Below are 20,137 nucleotides of genomic sequence, written 5' to 3'. Positions count from 1 at the left end.
GCGTGCGAGACCGCTCATCACGGAACGACTGCTGTTTCTTAATGCCTCAAGATACGGCAAAGTTGTACATGAAAATCGGGTTTGTACAAGATTGCGTGTGCAGAAGACCGCATCGCCGGCTAAATAATTCAGAGGCATGGAGCGAGTATGACTCACACCGAGACGGGTCGTCGCAAAGACGATCATCTTGATATCGTGCTGGACAGGCGCGCCAGCGTGCGTTCTTCCTTCTCCGGGCTGGATGACATCCGGTTCGAACATTGTGCGCTGCCCGAACTTGATCTGGACGATATCAACCTGAGCAGCTCATTGCTCGGCGTCGCGTTGCGTGCGCCGCTGCTCATCAGCTCCATGACCGGCGGAGCCGATCGGGCCACTGCCATCAATCGTCATCTGGCAGAAGCGGCCCAGGAATTGGGCATCGCCATGGGCGTGGGGTCCCAGCGGGTGGCGTTGCAGCGCGGCGGCGATCAAGGGCTGACGCGTGAACTGCGGCGCCTGGCCCCGGATATCGCGCTGCTGGGCAACATCGGCGCTGCACAGTTGATAGAACCCGATGGGCTGGACATGGCCCGGCGTGCGGTCGACATGCTTGAAGCCAATGCCCTGATCATTCACCTGAACCCCTTGCAGGAAGCGGTTCAGGTGGGCGGTGACCGGCAATGGCAAGGCATCCTGGAGGCCATCCAACGCGTAGTGCGCGGCCTCGGCGTGCCCGTGGTGGTCAAGGAAGTGGGCGCGGGGCTGTCGGCGCAAGTGGCAGTGGCGCTGGTGGAAGCCGGCGTGCAGGTCCTGGACGTCGCTGGCCTCGGTGGTACCAGTTGGGCGGCGGTGGAGGGTGAGCGTGCGCAGCACCCGGCCGACCGTGAAGTGGCCATGGCTTTTGCTCAATGGGGCATTCCCACCGCCCTAAGCCTGGCGATGGTGCGGCAGGCATTGCCCGAGACGCCGCTGATTGCTTCAGGCGGCATCCGTAACGGTGTCGATGTGGCCAGGGCCATTCGCCTGGGTGCAGACATCGTCGGCCAGGCCGCTGGCGTACTGCGCGACGCGACCCTGTCTACGGCTGCGGTCATCGAGCACTTCGACATCGTCATTCGCCAGCTGCGCATCGCCTGTTTCTGCACCGGGTCTGCGGACCTGCAGGCGCTGCGCCGCGCTCGACTGCTGGCTCCCGATGCTTTGCAGTCGTTGCTGTCATGACCCATTTTGCGGTGGTTGCTCCGGCGTTCTACAGCCACTTTCAGGCGTTTCAGGCCGTGGCCGCGACGCTGATTGACCGAGGGCATCAGGTCACGTTTTTCCAGCAGGCCGATGCGCGGCGCTGGCTGACCGACCCGCGCATCGGTTTTCATGCACTGGGCGCCCTCAGTCATCCGCCGGGCAGCCTGGACGCTGCGCTGCAACGGGCCGCCTGCTCAAACAACCCGCTGCGCCTGCGGCGAGTGATTCGTGACCTGTGCGACACCACTCAAATGCTCTGCACCGAACTGCCCGCCGCGCTGGCGTCTCGGCAGATCGAGGCGTTGCTCTGTGATCAGATGGAAGCGGCAGGCGGGCTGGTCGCCGAAGGGCTGGGTCTGCCTTATGTTTCCGTGGCCTGCGCCTTGCCGGTGAACCGCGAAGCCCAGCTGCCACTCGCGGTGATGCCCTTTGCTTATGCCACCGATGAACGCAGTCAGCAGATTTTCGAGGGCAGCCGCAAAGTCTATGACTGGCTGATGCGCCCACTGGGCAAGGTCCTGCGTGAGGCTTCCCGACGCCTGGCCATCGAGCCCCGTACCGGGTTGCATGAATGCCTCTCGCCTTACGCGCAAATCAGCCAGACCATCCCCGGTTTCGATTTCCCCCGTCAGCATCCACCCGCGAGTTTCCATGCGGTTGGCCCGCTGCGCATGCCGCCTTCCGGTCGAGTCGGCGAATGGGCCATTGACCCGGCGCGGCCATTTATATTTGCCAGCCTGGGCACCTTGCAGGGCAGCCGTTACGCCATGTTCAAACGCATCGCAGCCGCCAGCCGCCAGCTGAACGCGCAACTGCTGGTGGCGCACTGCGGCGGGCTGGATACGCGACAGGAAAAGCGCTTGATCAACGCCGGAGCAACGTGGGTGACCGATTTTGCTCCTCAGGAATGGGCGCTGCAAAACGCCGACGCCGTCGTGACACATGGCGGGCTGAACACGGTGATGGACGCCATCGTCACGCGCACACCGATGCTGGTCATGCCGATTGCCTTCGACCAGCCAGGCGTCGCGTCACGCGTAACGCATGCGGGCATCGGTCTGCAGTTGCGGCGCGGCGCGGGGACGAGTCAGATCCGCGACCGGTTGGTGCAACTGCGCGGGCTGTCGGCCGAGCCATTCGAGCGTCTGGCGAGCGAGCTGTCACAAGCCGGCGGGACCGCCCGCGCCGCCGACATCATCGAAGCCGTGGTGCGCACGGGCCAGCCCGTGCTGGCGGGGCAGCTCTCATGACCTACGACCTGATCCTGGCCGGTGGCGGGCTGGCCAACGGGCTCATCGCATGGCGCCTCAAGCAGCTCAGGCCCGAATTGCGCGTGCTGTGCATTGAGGAACAGTCGCATATGGGCGGCAACCATACCTGGTCTTTCCATGAGGGCGATCTCAGCGCTGAGCAACATCGTTGGCTGCAGCCTTTGGTGGTGCAGCGTTGGGCCGCGTATGACGTGCACTTTCCGCAGCGCTCGCGACGACTGAACAGCGGCTACGCCAGCATCACCTCCGAGCGATTTGCGGACGTCATTCAGGCTGACCTGGGGGACGCGCTGCGCACCGGGCAGCGCATCACCCGCCTCACGCCGAGCGCCGTGGTGATGGAGAGCGGTGAGCAGCTTCAGGCGCTTGCGGTGATCGACGGCCGGGGCGTGCAGCCCACGGTGAACATGGTGTTGGGCCAGCAGGCATTTCTCGGGCAGCTGCTGCGCTTGCGAGCGCCGCATGGCCTGACGGCGCCGATCATCATGGATGCGCGTGTCGCCCAGTACCAGGGCTACCGGTTCGTCTACGTGCTGCCGTTCACAGCCGACACCCTGTTGATCGAAGACACCCATTACGTCGACCAGCATTCCTTTTCTGCCGCGCAACTGCGTCAGCACGTCGCCGAATACGCCGCTGCCCAAGGCTGGGAAATCGCCGAGTGCCTGCGCGAAGAGCAGGGCGTGTTACCGATCACCCTGGCCGGTGATTTTGCCGGTTTCTGGCGCGAGGCGGCGGGCCAGCCCCGGTCAGGTCTGCGCGCCGGTCTGTTTCATTGCACCACCGGTTATTCACTGCCGCATGCGGTCAGGTTGGCGGACTGGATCGCCGCTCAGCCGAGCCTGAATGCCGAGGCCCTCGACCGCGGCATCCGCGCCATGGCGCAACAGGCCTGGAACAGCCAGCGCTTCTACCGATTGCTCAACCGCATGCTGTTTCTGGCAGGACGCCCCGCCAATCGCTGGCAGGTCATGCAGCGCTTCTACGGGCTGTCCGAAGGCCTGATCAGCCGTTTCTATGCAGGCCGCAGCACGCTGGCCGACAAGCTCCGCGTGCTGACCGGCAAACCTCCGGTGCCGATCAACGAGGCGGTCAAAGCCGCTGTTCGCTACCTGCCCAAGCATTATGAGAAATTGAAATGACCCCAGCAAAAAGCGCAATTGTGATTGGTGCCGGCTTTGGTGGCCTGGCCCTGGCCATCCGCCTGCAAGCGGCAGGTGTGCAAACGACCCTGCTGGAAAAACGCGACAAGCCCGGCGGACGTGCCTACGTTTACGAGGACCAGGGCTTTACCTTCGACGCCGGGCCGACAGTGATCACCGACCCGACGGCAATCGAGGAGCTGTTCACCGCCGCCGGCAAGTCGATCAAGGATTACGTCGAGCTGCTGCCGGTCGCGCCGTTCTACCGCCTGTGCTGGGAAGACGGCACGAAGTTCGATTACGCCAACGACCAGGCCTCGCTGGACGCGCAGATCGCTGCGCTGAATCCCAAGGACGTTGCCGGTTATCAGCGCTTTCTGGCGTACTCCAAAGCGGTGTTTCAGGAGGGTTATCTGAAACTGGGGGCGGTGCCGTTTCTGTCGTTCCGCGACATGGTTCAGGCCGGGCCGCAGCTGGCGAAACTGCAGGCGTGGCGCAGCGTGTATTCGATGGTGGCGGAATTCATCGAGGACGACAAACTGCGTCAGGCGTTTTCCTTTCACTCGCTCCTGGTCGGCGGCAACCCGTTCGCAACCTCGTCCATTTACACGCTGATTCACGCCCTGGAGCGTCAATGGGGCGTGTGGTTTCCGAAAGGCGGCACCGGTGCGCTGGTGCAGGGCATGGTCAAGCTGTTCGAAGACATCGGCGGGCGTTTCGAGCTCAACGCCGACGTCGCCAGCATCGAAACCCGTGCGGCCCGCGTGACCGGCGTGCGGCTCAAGGACGGTCGGCAGATCGACGCCGACTGCGTGGCTTCCAATGCCGATGTGATGCACACCTATGCCGAGTTGCTGGGCGGGCATCCGCGTGGGGTGCAGGAAGGGGCGAGACTCAAGGGCAAGCGCTTCAGCAACTCGCTGTTCGTGATCCATTTCGGCCTCAAACGACCGCAGCCGCAACTGCAACACCACACGGTCTGCTTCGGGCCTCGCTACAAGGCGCTGATTCAGGAAATCTTCAAAGGCGCGGCATTGGCTGAAGACTTTTCACTGTACCTGCACGCACCGTGCATCACCGATCCGAGCCTGGCGCCGCCGGGGTGTTCGAGCCACTACGTGCTGTCGCCGGTGCCGCATCTGGGCAACGCCGAGATCGACTGGGAGGTGGAAGGGCCGCGCTATCGCGATCGCATTTTTGCCTACCTGGAGAAGCACTACATGCCCGGGCTGCGCGAGGACCTGGTCACCAGCCGTATTTTCACGCCGCTGGATTTTCAGGGCGAACTCAATGCGCACCTTGGGTCGGCGTTCTCCCTTGAGCCGATCCTGCGTCAGAGCGCGTGGTTCCGCCCGCACAACCGTGACGCCAAGCTCGGCAACCTGTATCTGGTCGGAGCGGGTACGCATCCGGGCGCTGGCGTACCGGGGGTAATAGGCTCGGCCAAGGCCACTGCTGGCCTGATGCTGGAGGACCTGCATTCATGAGTGCTGCCGACCAAGCGCTGCTTGACCACGCCACGCAGAGCATCGCGGTCGGCTCGAAAAGCTTCGCCGCGGCCTCGCGCCTATTCGACCCATTGACGCGTCGCAGCGCGGTGATGCTGTACGCCTGGTGCCGCCACTGCGACGACGTGATCGACGGCCAGGAAGCGGGGCATTCGGCGACCGTGATCAGTCAGCAGGAAGTCACCGCTCGGCTGGAGCGGCTGATCGCCCAGACCCACGCCGTCTACGCTGGAGCGCCGACGGACAGCCCGGCATTCGAAGCATTCAGCGAAGTGGTGCAGCGCCACGGCATCAAGCAGCGCTATGCGCTTGAGCACTTGGCCGGCTTTGCGATGGACGTCAGCCAGCGCGAATACCACAGTGTCGAAGACACGCTCGAATATTGCTACCACGTGGCCGGCGTGGTCGGCTTGATGATGGCGCAGATCATGGGCGCTCGTGACGAGCCGACGCTTGATCGCGCCTGCGACCTGGGCCTGGCGTTTCAGTTGACCAACATTGCGCGGGACATCATCGAGGACGCGTCGGTGGGGCGTTGCTACTTGCCCGAGCAGTGGCTGGATGAGGTGGGCATTCCGGCTGATCGTCTCGCCGAACCTCAGTACCGGCCAGCCGTAGCGGTGCTTGCCCAGCGCTTGGTGGACATGGCCGAACCCTATTACGAAAGCGCCAATGCCGGCCTGACTGCGCTGCCATGGCGGTCGGCCTGGGCCGTGGCGACCGCCGGGTGCGTTTACCGCGAGATTGGCGTGAAGGTCAGGCAGCGTGGGGCGCAGGCCTGGGACGAGCGTGTCTCTACCAGCAAGCTGGACAAGCTGCGCCTGGTGGCGCTGGGTGCGTGGAAGGCTACTGCGTCTCGTGGTCGGCAGTGGCCGGCACGCCCTGCGCACCTCTGGCAACGTCCGGGTCAGTCTTTTGCAGCGGACCGTCATGCAGCCGTCGAAGCTGGGCGCGCAGGCGACTGACGCTCGGCGCGTAGAGAAAACCGAATGACACGCAGCGCTCCTTGCCCGACACGGCGTGGTGCATCAGGTGCGCCTGATACAGGCGTTTGAGGTAGCCGTTGCGCGGCACGTACTTGAAAGGCCAGCGTTTGTGCACCAAGCCATCATGGGCGACGAAGTACAGGAAGCCGTAAGCGGTCATGCCCGCGCCGATCCATTCCAGCGGATGTGCGCCCTGGGTGCCCAGAGCAATCAGCACGATGGCGAAGCCGGCAAAGACCACGGCGAACAAATCGTTTTTCTCGAACCAGCCGGTTCTCGGCTCATGGTGCGAGCGATGCCAGCCCCACCCCCAACCGTGCATGATGTATTTGTGCGCAAACACGGCAAAGCCCTCCATGCCAATCACGGTCGCGAGAAATACAAGGGCGTTGGTCATTGTGTTCATCCGCAGGGAAGGTCTCAGCGTCAGACCCTTAAAAGGCCGACGGTGTTCGGTGCGTGATTGTCGCACGCCGCTGGCCCGCACGGAGCCCGGCTTGTCGCTTTGGGCGGGACCCGCTTGGCACATGCAGCGTGGCGCCCGGAGCCTTCCCGGCTAAAGCCGGTCTCACAATACCAACCGCGTTCCAATGCCGGTCCCAAAGAATCCACGCGATTGCTTTTCAGTGGGACCGGCTTCAGCCGGGAAGAGGCCCTTGGACGCACCGTCAGTTTTGCAGCGTGACGACCGACGCCTTCCCGGCTAAAGCCGGTCCTACAGAATGCACGCGATTGCTGTCAGTAGGACCGGCTTCAGCCGGGAAGAGGCCCTTGGAAGCACCATAAAATTTCGCAGCGTGACACTCAATGCCTTCCCGGCTGAAGCCGGTCCCACAGGATCCACGCGATTGCCTTTCAGTAGGACCGGCTTCAGCCGGGAAGAGGCCCTTGGACGCACCGTCAGTTTCGCAGCGTGACAACCGACGCCTTCCCGGCTAAAGCCGGTCCTACAGAATGCACGCGATTGCTGTCAGTAGGACCGGCTTCAGCCGGGAAGAGGCCCTTGGAAGCACCATAAAATTTCGCAGCGTGACACTCAATGCCTTCCCGGCTGAAGCCGGTCCCACAGGATGCACACCATTGCTGTTGGTGGGACCGGCTTCAGCCGGGAAGAGGGCATCGGCAACACCATAGATTTCGCAGCGTGACACCCCACGCCTCCCCGGCTAAAGCCGGTCCTACAGAATGCACGCGATTGCTGTCAGTAGGACCGGCTTCAGCCGGGAAGAGGCCCTTGGAAGCACCATAAAATTTCGCAGCGTGACACTCAATGCCTTCCCGGCTGAAGCCGGTCCTACAGGATGCACACCATTGCTGTTGGTGGGACCGGCTTCAGCCGGGAAGAGGCCCTTGGACGCACCGTCAGTTTCGCAGCGTGACACCCCACGCCTTCCCGGCTGAAGCAGGGCCTTCGCGTGTTCATATTGCCTTCGTCGGGTAGCGCATCGGGATGTGCGGCGGTATCTTCACGCGTCTTTTTGCCTTTCAAGGATGATTTCTCTTGCCCGCTTGCCCATCGTTTCGTCTCCCTCGTCTTCTCCCCACGTCCTTCTGCGGCCGACTCCTGATCAGCGCCGTCATGGCTGCTGCCGTTACAGGCTGCCAGTCACACCAGGTCGCCTCGCCTTCTGCGGCGTCCGCAGCTGCCGAGTCCGCGCCCAGCGCCGAAGCCACCAAAAAGCAGCGCTTCGATCAATTCGTCAGGCGTTTCCAGTCAGCTATCGGTAATGCGGCGATGGACGCCAACAGCGATGGGTTGACCGGAGAAGTGCGGCTCGTCGTGCAGATTGATCGCAGCAATGCGGTCGTCAGTTGCGACACCCACGCCACCGGCTTGTTCTCGGCGAATCCGCGGCTTGCCGAGCTTTCAAAGGCGGCCTGTTGGAGCGCCGTGTTCCCGCCGGTGCCTCCGGAACGGCTCGACCAGGACGGTTTGAAAGTCGTTGCGCCCTTGATCTTTCTTTCGATGAACGAGCGCCAGCGACTCTCCATGCAGGGCCGATATCAACAATCCGCACAGGCACGCTATTTCGCCGAGCGCACGTTGATGAAGTCACCGCCCGACAGCATGGGTGTCGTCACCTTCGAGTACCTGGCGGACAAGCAAGGCAAGGTCCAGGAGTGCGTCGTCAATCTGGAGCGTCACCTCGACAGGCTGGACGCGTTCAAATACGACAATGCGCTGCAGGCGAGGCTGACTGAACAGTGCAAGCACTTGGATCTCGCTCAAATGCCGGGGTTTGAGGTGGATGCCTCCGGCGTTGCCAGGGGCACCGTGTTCTTCAACTACAGCCCCTGGATGGGCGGCGGCCTGCGCGGTAGTCAGGCCCAGTAGTCAGGCGCAGTAGTTCGGCGCCAGCTGCGATGCGCAACGCCGTGCGTCTTCAGGGAGTGAACTGTGCCGGCCTGCTGCGGCCTGACAGTTACACTCGCTTAAGGAAGCCAACGTCATGAACAACGACGAATTCAACCAATACGACGCAGAACGGTTCCATGGTCAGGTTGCCGAGCAACTGGGCATCAGCGTCGACGAACTCAAAACCTGGATGATCAACGACATTGAGCGGGTCACCGAGGGCGGCAAGGAAGTCGGGCACATGGTGGTGTTTCGTGAATCCACGCCGGAAGAGGTCCTGGAAAAACTCAAGAATCGCCAGACCCACTTCACTGCAATGACGGGCGTCATCGAAAGCGCCTGAGACAGCCGCAATCGGCGTGCGCAGATGTCACTGCACGCCTGGAACAACGATGGTGATGCCTGCCATGGACGTGTTCAGAATCGAAGCAGACGGGCCGCAATGGAAATTGCTCAAGGCCCATGGCTACAAGGTAATCAGGGTGGCAGAGGATCAGGCCACCCTGATTGAGCATGTGCTGACCCTCACCCAGGGCCACGGCGCCGTCATCCGCTTTGAGTCCGACAGCGGTGTGCGTGAACTGCGTGTAGGAGATGTCGACACGGATGAGTACATGCCTTAGCGGCCTTAAGCCGACCCGGCTGCGCTCGACCCGTCCGATGCAAGACCTTCAAAAACAGCAGACAAAAAGAAGCCCGATCACTCGGGCTTCTTTTTTTCGCTCAACCGCCGATCATTTCGACGGCAGCGCGTAGGCGATCAGCGAATCGCCCATTTTCGTGCCGAACGAGCCGTGCCCGCCGGCCATGATCACAATGTACTGTTTGCCATTGCTCTCGTAGGTCATTGGCGTTGCCTGACCACCTGCCGGCAGGCGTGCTTCCCACAGCAAATCGCCATTGGTCACGTTGAAGGCGCGCAGGTAGTTGTCCTGCGTACCGGCGATGAACATCAGGTTGCCCGCAGTCGAGATAGGGCCGCCGAGCATGGGCACACCGATTTTCAGCGGCGGCAGTTGAATGCCTTTCAGGCTGTCGCGGATGGTACCGATGCGCTTGCGCCAGACCACGTCGTGGGTCTTCATGTCAACGCCGGCAACGTAGCCCCAGGCCGGCTCTTTGCACGGCAGGCCCAACGGCGACAGGAAGGCATTGATTTCCACGCCGTACGGAACGCCATATTGCGGCTGGATACCCATTTCGGTCCCGGTGCCGGTACCGGTCAGGCCTTCTTTAGGCCAGAGGGGATTGTTCGGACCACGAGGAATCAGCTTGGACACGAACGGCAGCGCCATCGGGTTCATCAACGCGACCTGACGATCGGCGTTCACCGAAATGCCGCCCCATTCGAACACGCCCAGGTTGCCCGGGAACACCAGCGTGCCTTGCTCCGACGGCGGTGTGTACTGGCCGTTGTAGGACAGCTGCTTGAAAATCACGCGGCAGACCAGTTGGTCGAACATGGTCGCGCCCCACATTTCCTTGTCGGACAGCGTCTGGATCGACGTCAGGTTAAGGTCCGAGCGCGGCTGAGTAGGACTGACACGATCACCCGGCGCGGCTTCACCGGCAGGCACCGGCATCTCGTGTACCGGCACGATTGGCTTGCCATCGCGACGGTCAAGGACGAACAGGTTGCCGGCCTTGGTCGGCACATACACCGCAGGCACCGCCTCGCCGGTCCCGGTCTTGACGTCAGCGAGGGTAGGCTGAGCCGGCACGTCCATGTCCCACAGGTCGTGGTGAGTGGTCTGGAAGCTCCACACCAGCTTGCCGGTGGAGCCGTTCATTGCAACGATCGAACTGGCATAGCGCTCCATCACCGGCGTGCGGTTGCCACCCCAGATGTCTGGCGTCGGATTGCCGGTCGGTACGTAAACCACGTCGGTTTTAGCGTCGTAAGCGAGCGGCGCCCAAGCGTTAGGCGAGTTGTTGACCAGTGTCTGGCCGTCGCCTGGAATGGCATTGGGGTCTTCTGCGCCCGTGTCGAAAATCCACTTCAACTTGCCGGTGTGGACGTCGTAACCGCGGATGGCGCCGGAAGGCTCATGCACCGACAGGTTGTCGGTCACCGAACCACCGATGATCACCGTAGTGCCGGTCACCACAGGCGGGGAGGTAGGTTCGAGGCCACCCGGATACGGGTAAGGCTGCAAGTGCAGCAGATCCAGCTCGCCGTTATTGGCGAAGTCGGCGCAAGGGGTGCCGTTGTCGGCATTGATCGCGAACAGACGCCCATCGTTGACCGGCAGGAACACTTTGCGCGGGCAGCTGGTGGTGGCCGGCTGCGCGCCTTCCAGGCTCTTGGCGAATTGCGCGGTGTCGGCCTGATCAAAGTAGGCAACGCCACGGCAGGTCAAGTGCTGGAAGGAGGGATCGGATTTGAGCTTGGGATCGAATCTCCACTTCTCTTTACCCGTGGCCGGGTCCAGCGCCACCAGAATCTGGTGGGTGGTGCAGATGTACATGTTGTCGCCGATCTTGATCGGCGTCAGCTCGTTGGTGGTTTCACCGGAATCGTTGGCGGTTTTCGATTCGCCGCTGTTGAAGGTCCAGGCCACCTGCAGGTCTTTGACGTTGCCTTCGTTGATCTGGGTCAGCGGAGAGTAACGCGTTCCTGACTGCGAACGGCCATAGGCCGGCCAGTCACCGTTGGCGATCCCTTCAACCGGCTGATGCTGCGCGGGTTGCGCGGTGGCCATGCTGCCGTTGATTTCCTGCGGATCGTTGAAGATCGAGTAAACCAGCACAGCAATTGCCAGGGCCAGTGTTGCAGAAAGAAAGGTCTTGCCGGGCTTCAGGCGCGCCGGAATGTCCCGCGTCACCGCCGGAATCAGCAGCCACAGGCCCAGCACCCCAAGGATGTCGAAGCGCGGCACCAACGCCCAGAAATCTGTACTTGCTTCCCACAAGCCCCAGACCACAGTGATCAGCATCAGCGCGCCGTACAGCCATAGCGAAGCAGGCGAGCGTCGCCACAACAGCGCAGCGAATACCAACAGCGCAACGCCCATAAACAGGTAATAAAAAGAGCCGCCCAACGTGAGCAGCCAGATACCGCCTACCAACAGAAACAGAGCGAAGATGCCTGCAATGATGGATGTGAAACGCCTCAGCCCTGAAGCTTTTGATAAGTCGTTCATCGATGATCCCCCCTAGGTGTAGTGCATGGACTGTGCGCCGTAATTGGGGTTCAACAATCCACCGCGTCGGAAGATGAAATGTTTCGGCGTCACTGACCACGCGCTTTTTTCAAGCATAGGTCGGATTTGCGATCTGATAGCGCGCAAAAACCATTCAGATCGGGAATCGCAAAATGCATCCCGTCAGTGCGGTTTGCGACGGGCAGGGCAGCGTACTAAAGTCATCTTCAGCATGAAGCGGCAGACAGGTCTGCAAGCACTGGCTGCTGCCGCCCTACGAAACACGGGAAGTTCACGTTCTTATGGATATGAGATTCAAACGAGCCGAAGCCGCGCTGATGCTGCTGTTGGCGGTGGGCTTGTCGAGCGCAGCGGGCTGCACATCCCCGAAGGCCAGCGGGTTGTCGCTGGTGGATTACGCCTCGGTGAGCGCCACGCCGCCGCCTGAAGACCTCACGGGTCTGTGGGCCGGGCCTCACGCTGGCGGGACCTTCTTCGTCGAGATTTTTGATGACGGTGGCTTGCGCACCTGTCTCAGCGCGCCGCCTTATTATCAGGCGCTGGACGGGAAGTATTCAGACGAGGCGCTGCACCTTGAGGATGGCGCCCGCATCGAGTTTGAGACCAGGGGCGCGCATCACATCACGATCTACTCGCCGCCCGGTAAACCCGTGACGACGCTTGCCCGCAGCGCGTTGTCGGTGTCTGCAGAAAAGTGCCTGGCGGGCGCCGCAGACGTTCAGCGCAAAGTTGCGCATTGGGCTTCGCACTAAATCAGGCTTTTCACTTGACCAGGCTTTTCACCGCTCAACACCCGGGCCTGGCGCCTGGCGCTTGGCGTATCTGCGGCCGGTGATTCGGGACACAGCGCCGGGCAGCAAGGGGCCCCACTCCAGGGCAAGGCGGGTATGATGCACCTCGCGATGCGATGCGAAGCGCCTTGCGCAGTCCAGCCACAGACTCAGGATCACCATGCTCAGCCCCACGTTCACCGTCACCCGTCTTGACACAACCCCGCCCGAATTCATCAAAAGCCAAATCATGCAAATGGTGATCGACTATGTCACCGACATCAGCATGGTCGCGATCGCGCCGAGCAACCCCCTGTACTCGCTCTATCAATACGGCGTCGGTCACGAGGTGCACCAGTACCTGCAGGCAATGGACGGTTCGCTCGGGCTCGCAGTGGAGTTGATCGTGGCGCTCGACGCCGAGGACCCTTCGGTGGTCATCGGCTTCCTGCTCTGCCTGCCGGTGACGGAAGCGGCCGCACAAGATGCCCCCTCACAGGACCGGCTGAACGAGCATCCAACCCATCAGCAGCCTGCGGTGCTCCAAGACGTTGAGCGGGCCTGCTCCGTGGCGTACATGGCGGTCCAGACGGCGCGCCGCCGTCAGGGTGTCGCGCGGGCCATGCTGAAGCTGATGACCGACCGATATCCACACGCCGAGCTCGCGTGCTTCGTCCCCAAAGTGCCGGTGTTCGAAGCGCTGGGCTTTAATGTGTTGGGCGCGCGCGGCCCACAGGTACTGATGAACACCCGGACGCGGCAGAGCGAAGGCTTGCTGGCCGTCCTGGACGTGGCGCCGATTTACAGTTCGCTGGAAGTACGCCAGATCCACAGCTACCTGCTCAAGCAGCACGGCAAGCGTGCCATGACGGATGCGGAGAAGCAGCGTGATCGCCACATCGACCACCTGACCCGTCAGGCGCGGCTGTTCGCCAACGATCGTCTGGGCGAGGCGGGCGGGCAAAAGCTAAACGGACCGCGGCTGGTGTGAGTCAAAGCACGGCTTCGGCGAGGTCGATCCCGCGGGGGTCCTTGCTCCACACCTCCAGCAGAATGTCGCGCTCCTCGTGCCGAATCGTGCGCTCCATTGCCAGGTGTCGCGCCAGCACTTGATGCACGTCGCGGCCGTCCATCGGGCAACCTTCGATGGGGTGCAGCCAATGGCAGGCCAGCACCGTGCCGTCCGGTGTCAGGCTTTCGCGGACGCGCTCGATGATTTCGGCGAAAGCCTCGGGCGTGAGGTAGTAAGCCCATTCGCTGATAACCACCAGGTCGAATGCGCCGGCCGGCCAGTCCTGCGGCAGGCAGCCCTCCAGCACCTCGACGTGGGGATGTGCGCTCAGCCGTTCACGGGCCAGCGTCACGGCCCGGGCGCTCATGTCCATGCACAGCAAGGCGTCACACCGTTGCGCCAGGCGCAGGCTCAGTTCGCCGTTGGCGCAACCCGGTTCGAAAGCTCGCGCGTAGCGCTGACGAGGGAGCATTGCCAGGGTCAGGTCACGTTTGCGGTGTTCGTACCAGCGGGTGCGAAACGCCCAGGGATCGTCGCTGTTGGCGAACAGATCGTCGAAATACTCACCAGTAATGCTCATAGAAATACCAGTTCGAATGGCTGCAGGAGACGCTCCAGCGTTACCGGGCTCAGGACCGGGGGGGCGCCGGTGCTGGGGTCGCTTTCAAGCTGGCTCAGATGAGCGCCGACTGCTTTTCGCTTGCGTTGCAGTTGCTCGTCGCTGAGCCAGAATTTACGCGCCTGCTCCCATGGAATGCGCGGGTCGTTGGGCTCGGCCCAGTGCCATGCCCAGACCGGGATTTCCACCAGCGTCGCGCCGCTGTTGGCGGCCGCCTGGGCAGCGCAGTGGCCAACCGCTTCGTGATCACAGTGGCCGTCGTGGCGCCAGGTGGTGACCAGGACATCCGAAGGGCGCAGGTCTTCGCTGAGCAGCGCTATCAGTGATTCGGCCTGCTCGGCGACCTGCCCGTCGCGCAGGCCGAGCCGTTGCCAGGACAACCGCATGACGTCGAGGCCCAGGTGTGCCACCGCGTGCTCGCTTTCCCGGGGACGCTCGGCTTGCAGGCGCTGTACGGGCCACAGCGGCGAGCCCGGATGGCTGCCCTCGCCATCAGTGACGGCGATCAGCTGCACCTCATCCTGGCGTCGAGCCATCGCGGCAAGCAGCCCGCCGCAGGTCAGCACTTCATCGTCGGGGTGCGGCGCAAGCACTACCAGGCGCGCCCCGGGCGGTACCAGTTCTTCGAGGGTAACGGGGCGCACACCGCGTAGCGCGACACTGTCTTGCCAGGCGCTCAAGGAGGTTCCGCTGACGCCAAAAGGGGATGCTTCATTCATAGAGACCAGTCCTCGGTTGCGCTCGCGGCGACTCGCTGGCCCAGGTGCGCCAGGTCCCGTTCAGCGTGACTTTGTCGGATAAACACGGGCAGGTCAGCGGCCAGCCGGGCGAAGTGCGGATCGCGGCAGAAAGGCGTCGCGCCCAGCGCCCGGCCGACATGCCGACACACCTGCTCGACGGCCATTTCAACCTGCGCACGCAGGCGCTGCACGGGCAGACTTGCATCCTGCTGCGGGTGCGCATCGATCCATCCGGCGCATTCACGCAAGGACGCTGCAGCGCCAGCCAGCGCTGCATCAACGGCCCCTAGATGGGCATCGGCGTGGGGTTCGGCACGTCCTTCTTGTCGATGCCTGCGCAGGACGTTCGCCAGCGCCACTGCCGCGCCATACCAGGCCGCAGCGATGCCGCCGCCGCCCTGCCAGAACCCGGGGCGGGAGAGGTAGCCACCACTGTCGCCGACACAAAAGCCGACTGCCCGTTCAAAATGCACATCGACGCTGGCGGTACTCGCCATGCCCACGGCCTGCCAGTGCTGACTGACAAAGCTGACGCTCTGTTGTTTGAGGTCAACAGCCACCAGGTGCGGCGTGCCATCGCTCGCCCACGCAGTCAGCAAGGCGTAATCGAGCAGTTGCGCGCCGGAGCACCAGGCCTTGCGACCGTCGAGCTGTACTTGATCGCCTTTGCGCTGACTGACGATGACCCTGGCGTCAGGCGGTTCTGCCGCCCACACCCCCCAGACCCCGGGCTTGGCAAACGGCGCTTCGACCGCCCTTCGGTCGCTCGGCGGGTTTAAGTCGGACTGCATGCCCAGTGCGTTAAATCCCAGTTCATGGAGGATGGCGAGGGCGTCGGTGTGGCCCTCATAAAGCTTGAGCAGCGGCAGGTCGATACCGGCCACGGCCGCCAGGCGCTGCCAGCGAAGCAAGGTGCGGCCGCTGCCCGGCAAGGGAAGTTGATCGAGGCCATGGTCGACGCAGCGCTGCATGGCGGCACGCAACGCGGCATCCGGCAGGTGCGGATTGTCACGCCGGGCGAACTCAGCCAGCAGTGATTCGAGTCCTTGTGCGTCGTTGTGCATGCTGAGCCCTCAATGTCCGTCGCTCATGCGCAAGACGTGAGCGTTGTGGCCCTGTTGCGCGGCCTGCTGAAGCCATTCGGCAGCGCAAGCGAAGCGGGGTTCAAACATTTCTGCGGTCACGGTCGTTGCATTGATGCGGGATGGGCTGGCCAAAAAAATGCAGCGCGTGAGGCCTGCCTGAACAGGTGTGCGGTTTTGTCGCAGCGGGCAGTCCGTTGGCACTGCGGGTCAAGGCGTTCACGGCGTTAGAATGCTGTCGGTAACAGTCGTCCGCTACGCAATCGGTGCACTTATGCGCGACACTGTCTGGCACCTGTTTTTTTCGCTTCGTCCCTCGCCGCTGCAGTGCGACTGCCAATGAACGCCTGCGGCCCGGCAAGCTGGACGAAAAAAGGCCTGGCATTGGCTGGCCGCTGCTTTCGAGAGATCGCCAGATGAATGAGTTTCTGACCCGCCGTCAGGTGGTCGCCGGCATGGGCCTGTTGGGGCTGGGCCTGCTGGCCGGTTGTGACGGTTCGACCACTGCGCTGGATTTCAAATACGGCAAAGATCTGAGCAACAAGATCATGGGCCGCACGTTCAAGCTGACCGACACCGACGGTGAGGTCAGAACCCTGTCGAGTTATCGCGGCCTGATGCCGATGGTCTTTTTCGGCTTCACCCAATGCCCGGCGGTATGCCCGACGGCCCTGGCGCGCGCCGCACAGATCAAGAAGCTCATGGGCGAGGACGGCAAGACGCTGCAGGTGATTTTTATCACCGTAGACCCCGAGCGCGACACGCCGCAGATTCTCGACGCTTACATCAAACAGTTCGACCCGACGTTTGTGGCGCTGCGCGGTTCGCTGGAAGACACCGCCCATGTCGCCAAAGAATTCGGCGTGTTCTACGAGAAGGTCCCGGCGGGCAATACGTACACCATGTCCCACACCGCCACCAGTTTCGTCTTCGACTCCCGTGGCAATCTGCGCCTGGGGCTGTCGCCATCCCTTTCCGCCAAACAATGCGCGGAAGATTTGCTCACTGTCATGGAAGTCTGCTGATGAATGCTTTGTTGAATGCTGTTTCGCGTTCGCTCGCCTCGCGTGCGTGCGGGGTCGTGCTGCTGGCGGGTGTCAGCCTGGGCGCGGTTGCCCAGACGCGGGTCGAGGACCCGTGGGTGCGTGCGACAGTGGCGGGGCAGCCGTCCTCCGGCGCGTTCATGCGCATCACTGCCGACACCGACAGCACGTTGCTCAGCGTGACATCGCCGGTGGCCAAGGACGTGCAGATCCATGAGATGAGCATGACCAATGACGTCATGCGCATGGGCCCGGTCGACGCCGTGCCTCTGCCCGCAGGCAAGACCGTGGCGCTGGACCCTGAGGGTTACCATGTGATGCTGATGGGCCTGAACGGGCAGATCAAGGAAGGCGACCAGGTGCCTCTGGCGCTGACGGTCAAGAACGCCAAGGGCGAGACCGAAGTCCTGAACGTCAGCGCCCCGGCCCGCTCGGCGGCCACGATGGACATGCAACACGACCACGGGATGACGCATTGAGCCCCCTGCGTAGATAGAGGTTCGTCCAGCCAGTGGACCGGCTGACGCCGAACAGTAGGAGCGAGCTTGCCCGAGAATGCAGGGTGTCAGGCGGTTGATTCGTCGCAGGCAGAATGCTTTCGCGGGCAAGCGCGCTCCTACAGTGGTTTTGTGTAGGGCGTACAACCTTTGGCATACGTAAGGCCCGCGCCTGCAGGTGGGTATGACAATGGCTCACCATCAACGCGATCGATGTAGGAGTGCGCTTGCCCGCGAATGCAGGGTGTCAGGCGATTGATTCGTCACAGGCAGAATGCTTTCGCGGGCAAGCGCGCTCCTACAGTGGTTTTGTGCAAGGCGCGCAACCTTGGGGGCGGCTAAGGTCGGCGCCTGCAGGTTGGTACGACAATGGCTCACCATTCAACGCGATTGATGTAGGAGCGCGCTTGCCCGCGAATGTGGGTGTCAGGCGCCTGATTCGTCACAGGCAGAATGCCTTCGCGGGCAAGCGCGCTCCTACAATGGATTTGTGTAGGGCATACAATCTTTGGCGCGGATAGGGTCCGTAGGAGCCGGGGCTTCAGTCGCCAAACGCCCCCACCAGCAGCACCACATTCAGCACGATGATCAGCAGCGCAATGCCCCAAGCCAGGCTCGTCAGCACCGGTCCGGTCACGAATGTGCCCATCAGCTTGCGGTCTGACACGAAGCGCACCAGCGGCACGATGGCGAACGGCAGCTGCATCGACAGAATCACCTGGCTCAGCACCAGTAATTTCGCGGTGCCCTGGGCGCCGTAAATACTGGTGACGACGATCACCGGAATGATTGCCAGCCCGCGGGTCAGCAGGCGACGTATCCACCCCGGCAGACGCAGGCGCAAAAAACCCTCCATGACGATCTGGCCAGCGAGGGTGGCGGTGACCGTGGAGTTGATGCCCGACGCCAGCAGAGCGACGCCAAACAGCATCGACGCCATGCCGACGCCCAGCATCGGCGACAGCAGGTGGTAGGCCTGTTCGATTTCCACCACGTCGGTCTTGCCGGCCTTGTGAAAGACCGTCGCCGCAGTGATCAGGATGGCGGCGTTGACGAACAGCGCCAGGGTCAGCGCGATGGTGCTGTCGGTAACCGCCCAGCGCAGGCCGATGCGTCGGCCTTCTTCCGTGCGCGGATAGGCGCGGGTCTGCACGATGGAGGAATGCAGATACAGGTTATGCGGCATCACCGTGGCGCCAATGATGCCGATCGCCAGGTACAGCGCCTCGGGGTTGGTCACCACCTCGGCTTTCGGAATGAAACCGGCGAACAGCTCGGCCAGGTCAGGCTGTGCAAGGACCACCTGAATGGCGAAGCAGCCGAAAATGATCAGCAGCAGCGCGATGACAAAAGCCTCCAGCGCCCTGAAGCCACGGCCCATCAGCAGAAAAATCAAAAAAACATCCACGGCAGATATGACTGCGCCCCAGATCAGCGGGATGCCGAACAAAAGATTAAGCGCGATGGCGGTGCCGATGACCTCCGCCAGGTCGCAGGCCACAATGGCAATCTCGCAGGCGACCCACAACGCGATGCACACAGGCCGGCTGTAGCGTTCCCGGCAGGCGCGCGCCAGGTCCCAGCCGGTGACGATGCCCAGACGCGCCGACAACGCTTGCAGAACAATGGCCATCAGGTTCGACAGCAGGATCACCGACAGCAGCAGGTAACCAAATTTCGAGCCGCCCGCGATGTCCGTGGCCCAGTTCCCCGGGTCCATGTAGCCCACGGCAACCATGTAGCCAGGGCCGGTGAACGCCAGCAGCCGTTTGAACCAATTGCCGGTCTTGGGCATGGCGACGCTGGCGCTGGGCATGCCGCCACCGAGCGTGTCGTCCCCGGGGCGGGCAGAGTGGTCAATGGGCGGCATCGAGAATTCCGGCTGTTAAGCGTGAGCAAGTGGGCGGGTGGTGTAGACGGCATTCTGACCGTGCCCGATGGAGCGCGGGAGCAGACGACTCTGGCCGATGCTTCCGTCAGACCGACGCAAGTGGGCGCAACCCTCAGCCCGGTATCGGCGTCGCTGCCAGCGTATTCAGATAATCGCCGAAGCCTTCCTTGCAACGGTAGTCCTTTCGCGCACTGGTGGTGACGCTGTTTGCGGATATCCACGCGATGGAAGCACCGATGCGTTGCAGATCAGCCACCAGATGCACATCTTCGTGGGCCGCCAGCGCTTTGAAGCCGCCGGCGCGCTGGTAGGCATCGGCGCTTACACCCAGGTTGGCGCCGTGAATGTGCCGATGGTCATCGACCGGCCGGTACAGGGAATCGTAGCGCTGACGCACGTGTTCGGGGTAACCGGACCAGTCGTCGACCTCGACGATGCCACAGACCGCGTCGGCCTGCAGACTGACCTGATGCGCCAGCCAGGCGTAAGGCACGACGCTGTCGGCATCGGTAAACGCGAGCCAGCGGGCGCCGCGTTCCAGCAGAATGCGCGCGCCTTCGGCCCGGGTCATGCCGACGTTGCGGTAGGCGCACAGCCGAGTACCGACGGGGTGCGCGGCCGCTACCTGCGCTGAAGCGTCGGAGCAGTCATCGAGCATGATCAGAATTTCCACGGGCTCGCCGTGCAGGCCCTCGTGGGCAGAGGCAGCGATCAGGGACTTGATGCAGTCGTGCAGAAAATCTTCCTCGTTGTGCGCGGGGACAATAATTCCAATCATCAAAAGGTCTCGTCTCGGCACCTGCGCTGATCGCGGCGTCCGTGGATGTCGACC

General features: G+C 62.8%; 19 protein-coding genes. 12 read left to right on the top strand and 7 right to left on the bottom strand.

From position 1 onward, the window contains the following. Positions 1-147: 147 nt before the first annotated feature. The 5 genes from fni to crtB are packed head-to-tail and all read left to right on the top strand — an operon-like array spanning position 148 to position 6,110. Positions 148-1,203 carry a type 2 isopentenyl-diphosphate Delta-isomerase gene (gene fni, locus LT42_RS05845; protein ID WP_037010693.1) on the top strand — a complete coding sequence of 352 codons (1,056 nt, stop codon included), beginning with the start codon at positions 148-150 and terminating at the stop codon, positions 1,201-1,203. Beyond that, a complete protein-coding gene (locus LT42_RS05840) occupies positions 1,200-2,474 on the top strand; it encodes a glycosyltransferase (RefSeq protein ID WP_037010691.1) in 1,275 nt (424 codons plus the stop codon). Before fni ends, LT42_RS05840 begins: the two co-directional genes overlap by 4 nt. After that, positions 2,471-3,637 (top strand): lycopene beta-cyclase CrtY, encoded by a 1,167-nt coding sequence (gene crtY, locus LT42_RS05835; protein WP_037010689.1) that lies wholly within the window; start codon positions 2,471-2,473, stop codon positions 3,635-3,637. The genes LT42_RS05840 and crtY overlap by 4 nt, the downstream gene beginning before the upstream one ends. Next, complete coding sequence (locus LT42_RS05830) at positions 3,634-5,124, top strand: phytoene desaturase (RefSeq protein WP_037010687.1); 1,491 nt, start codon at positions 3,634-3,636, stop codon at positions 5,122-5,124. Before crtY ends, LT42_RS05830 begins: the two co-directional genes overlap by 4 nt. Further along, positions 5,121-6,110 (top strand): 15-cis-phytoene synthase CrtB, encoded by a 990-nt coding sequence (gene crtB, locus LT42_RS05825; protein WP_037010685.1) that lies wholly within the window; start codon positions 5,121-5,123, stop codon positions 6,108-6,110. Before LT42_RS05830 ends, crtB begins: the two co-directional genes overlap by 4 nt. Here crtB and LT42_RS25170 read toward each other — a convergent pair. Continuing rightward, entirely contained in the window at positions 5,992-6,537 is a 546-nt protein-coding gene (locus tag LT42_RS25170) for a sterol desaturase family protein (protein WP_081955325.1), read from the bottom strand. The genes crtB and LT42_RS25170 overlap by 119 nt on opposite strands. A 1,173-nt stretch (positions 6,538-7,710) precedes the next feature. On the opposite strand from LT42_RS25170, the gene LT42_RS05820 reads away from it, so the two are divergent. From LT42_RS05820 to LT42_RS05810, 3 genes are all read left to right on the top strand, one after another. After that, the gene (locus LT42_RS05820; RefSeq protein ID WP_037010683.1) at positions 7,711-8,466 is read left to right on the top strand and encodes a hypothetical protein; all 756 of its coding nucleotides are present in this window, start codon (positions 7,711-7,713) and stop codon (positions 8,464-8,466) included. 115 nt (positions 8,467-8,581) lie between these two features. After that, the gene (locus LT42_RS05815) at positions 8,582-8,830 is read left to right on the top strand and encodes a hypothetical protein (protein WP_037010681.1); all 249 of its coding nucleotides are present in this window, start codon (positions 8,582-8,584) and stop codon (positions 8,828-8,830) included. Positions 8,831-8,894: 64 nt separating this feature from the next. Beyond that, a complete protein-coding gene (locus LT42_RS05810; protein ID WP_037013011.1) occupies positions 8,895-9,110 on the top strand; it encodes a hypothetical protein in 216 nt (71 codons plus the stop codon). A 111-nt stretch (positions 9,111-9,221) separates the two neighbouring features. Here LT42_RS05810 and LT42_RS05805 read toward each other — a convergent pair whose 3' ends face one another. After that, positions 9,222-11,630: a glucose/quinate/shikimate family membrane-bound PQQ-dependent dehydrogenase gene (locus tag LT42_RS05805; protein ID WP_037010679.1), complete on the bottom strand. Its 2,409-nt coding sequence runs from the start codon at positions 11,628-11,630 to the stop codon at positions 9,222-9,224. Between the two features lie 308 nt (positions 11,631-11,938). Here LT42_RS05805 and LT42_RS05800 point away from each other — a divergent pair, with 308 nt between their 5' ends. Further along, the gene (locus tag LT42_RS05800) at positions 11,939-12,403 is read left to right on the top strand and encodes a hypothetical protein (RefSeq protein ID WP_152597596.1); all 465 of its coding nucleotides are present in this window, start codon (positions 11,939-11,941) and stop codon (positions 12,401-12,403) included. 199 nt (positions 12,404-12,602) lie between these two features. Then, a complete protein-coding gene (locus LT42_RS05795; RefSeq protein WP_037010675.1) occupies positions 12,603-13,412 on the top strand; it encodes a GNAT family acetyltransferase in 810 nt (269 codons plus the stop codon). A gap of 1 nt (position 13,413) precedes the next feature. Here the strand turns inward: LT42_RS05795 and LT42_RS05790 are convergent, their stop codons facing one another. The 3 genes from LT42_RS05790 to LT42_RS05780 are packed head-to-tail and all read right to left on the bottom strand — an operon-like array spanning position 13,414 to position 15,856. Then, on the bottom strand, positions 13,414-14,013 hold the full coding sequence (locus LT42_RS05790; protein WP_037010673.1) for an SAM-dependent methyltransferase: 600 nt from the start codon (positions 14,011-14,013) through the stop codon (positions 13,414-13,416). Next, positions 14,010-14,771, bottom strand: coding sequence for a PIG-L deacetylase family protein (locus LT42_RS05785; protein ID WP_037010671.1), 762 nt, complete (start codon positions 14,769-14,771; stop codon positions 14,010-14,012). The genes LT42_RS05790 and LT42_RS05785 overlap by 4 nt, the downstream gene beginning before the upstream one ends. Next, complete coding sequence (locus tag LT42_RS05780) at positions 14,768-15,856, bottom strand: acyl-CoA dehydrogenase family protein (RefSeq protein ID WP_037010668.1); 1,089 nt, start codon at positions 15,854-15,856, stop codon at positions 14,768-14,770. The genes LT42_RS05785 and LT42_RS05780 overlap by 4 nt, the downstream gene beginning before the upstream one ends. Before the next feature lie 434 nt (positions 15,857-16,290). Between LT42_RS05780 and LT42_RS05775 the strand changes: the two genes are divergently transcribed. Both LT42_RS05775 and LT42_RS05770 read left to right on the top strand, forming a co-directional pair. Further along, positions 16,291-16,899: an SCO family protein gene (locus tag LT42_RS05775; RefSeq protein ID WP_037010666.1), complete on the top strand. Its 609-nt coding sequence runs from the start codon at positions 16,291-16,293 to the stop codon at positions 16,897-16,899. Further along, entirely contained in the window at positions 16,899-17,396 is a 498-nt protein-coding gene (locus tag LT42_RS05770; protein WP_037010663.1) for a copper chaperone PCu(A)C, read from the top strand. Before LT42_RS05775 ends, LT42_RS05770 begins: the two co-directional genes overlap by 1 nt. A 559-nt stretch (positions 17,397-17,955) precedes the next feature. Here LT42_RS05770 and LT42_RS05765 read toward each other — a convergent pair. Then, positions 17,956-19,230 carry an Nramp family divalent metal transporter gene (locus tag LT42_RS05765; RefSeq protein WP_208855902.1) on the bottom strand — a complete coding sequence of 425 codons (1,275 nt, stop codon included), beginning with the start codon at positions 19,228-19,230 and terminating at the stop codon, positions 17,956-17,958. Positions 19,231-19,417: 187 nt separating this feature from the next. After that, complete coding sequence (locus LT42_RS05760; protein WP_037010659.1) at positions 19,418-20,083, bottom strand: glycosyltransferase family 2 protein; 666 nt, start codon at positions 20,081-20,083, stop codon at positions 19,418-19,420. Positions 20,084-20,137 lie beyond the last annotated feature (54 nt).

This window comes from Pseudomonas lutea (assembly GCF_000759445.1).
Lineage (GTDB): Bacteria > Pseudomonadota > Gammaproteobacteria > Pseudomonadales > Pseudomonadaceae > Aquipseudomonas > Aquipseudomonas lutea.
Note: the sequence above shows the minus strand (reverse complement) of the source record. Positions and strands in the feature narration are given on the sequence as shown.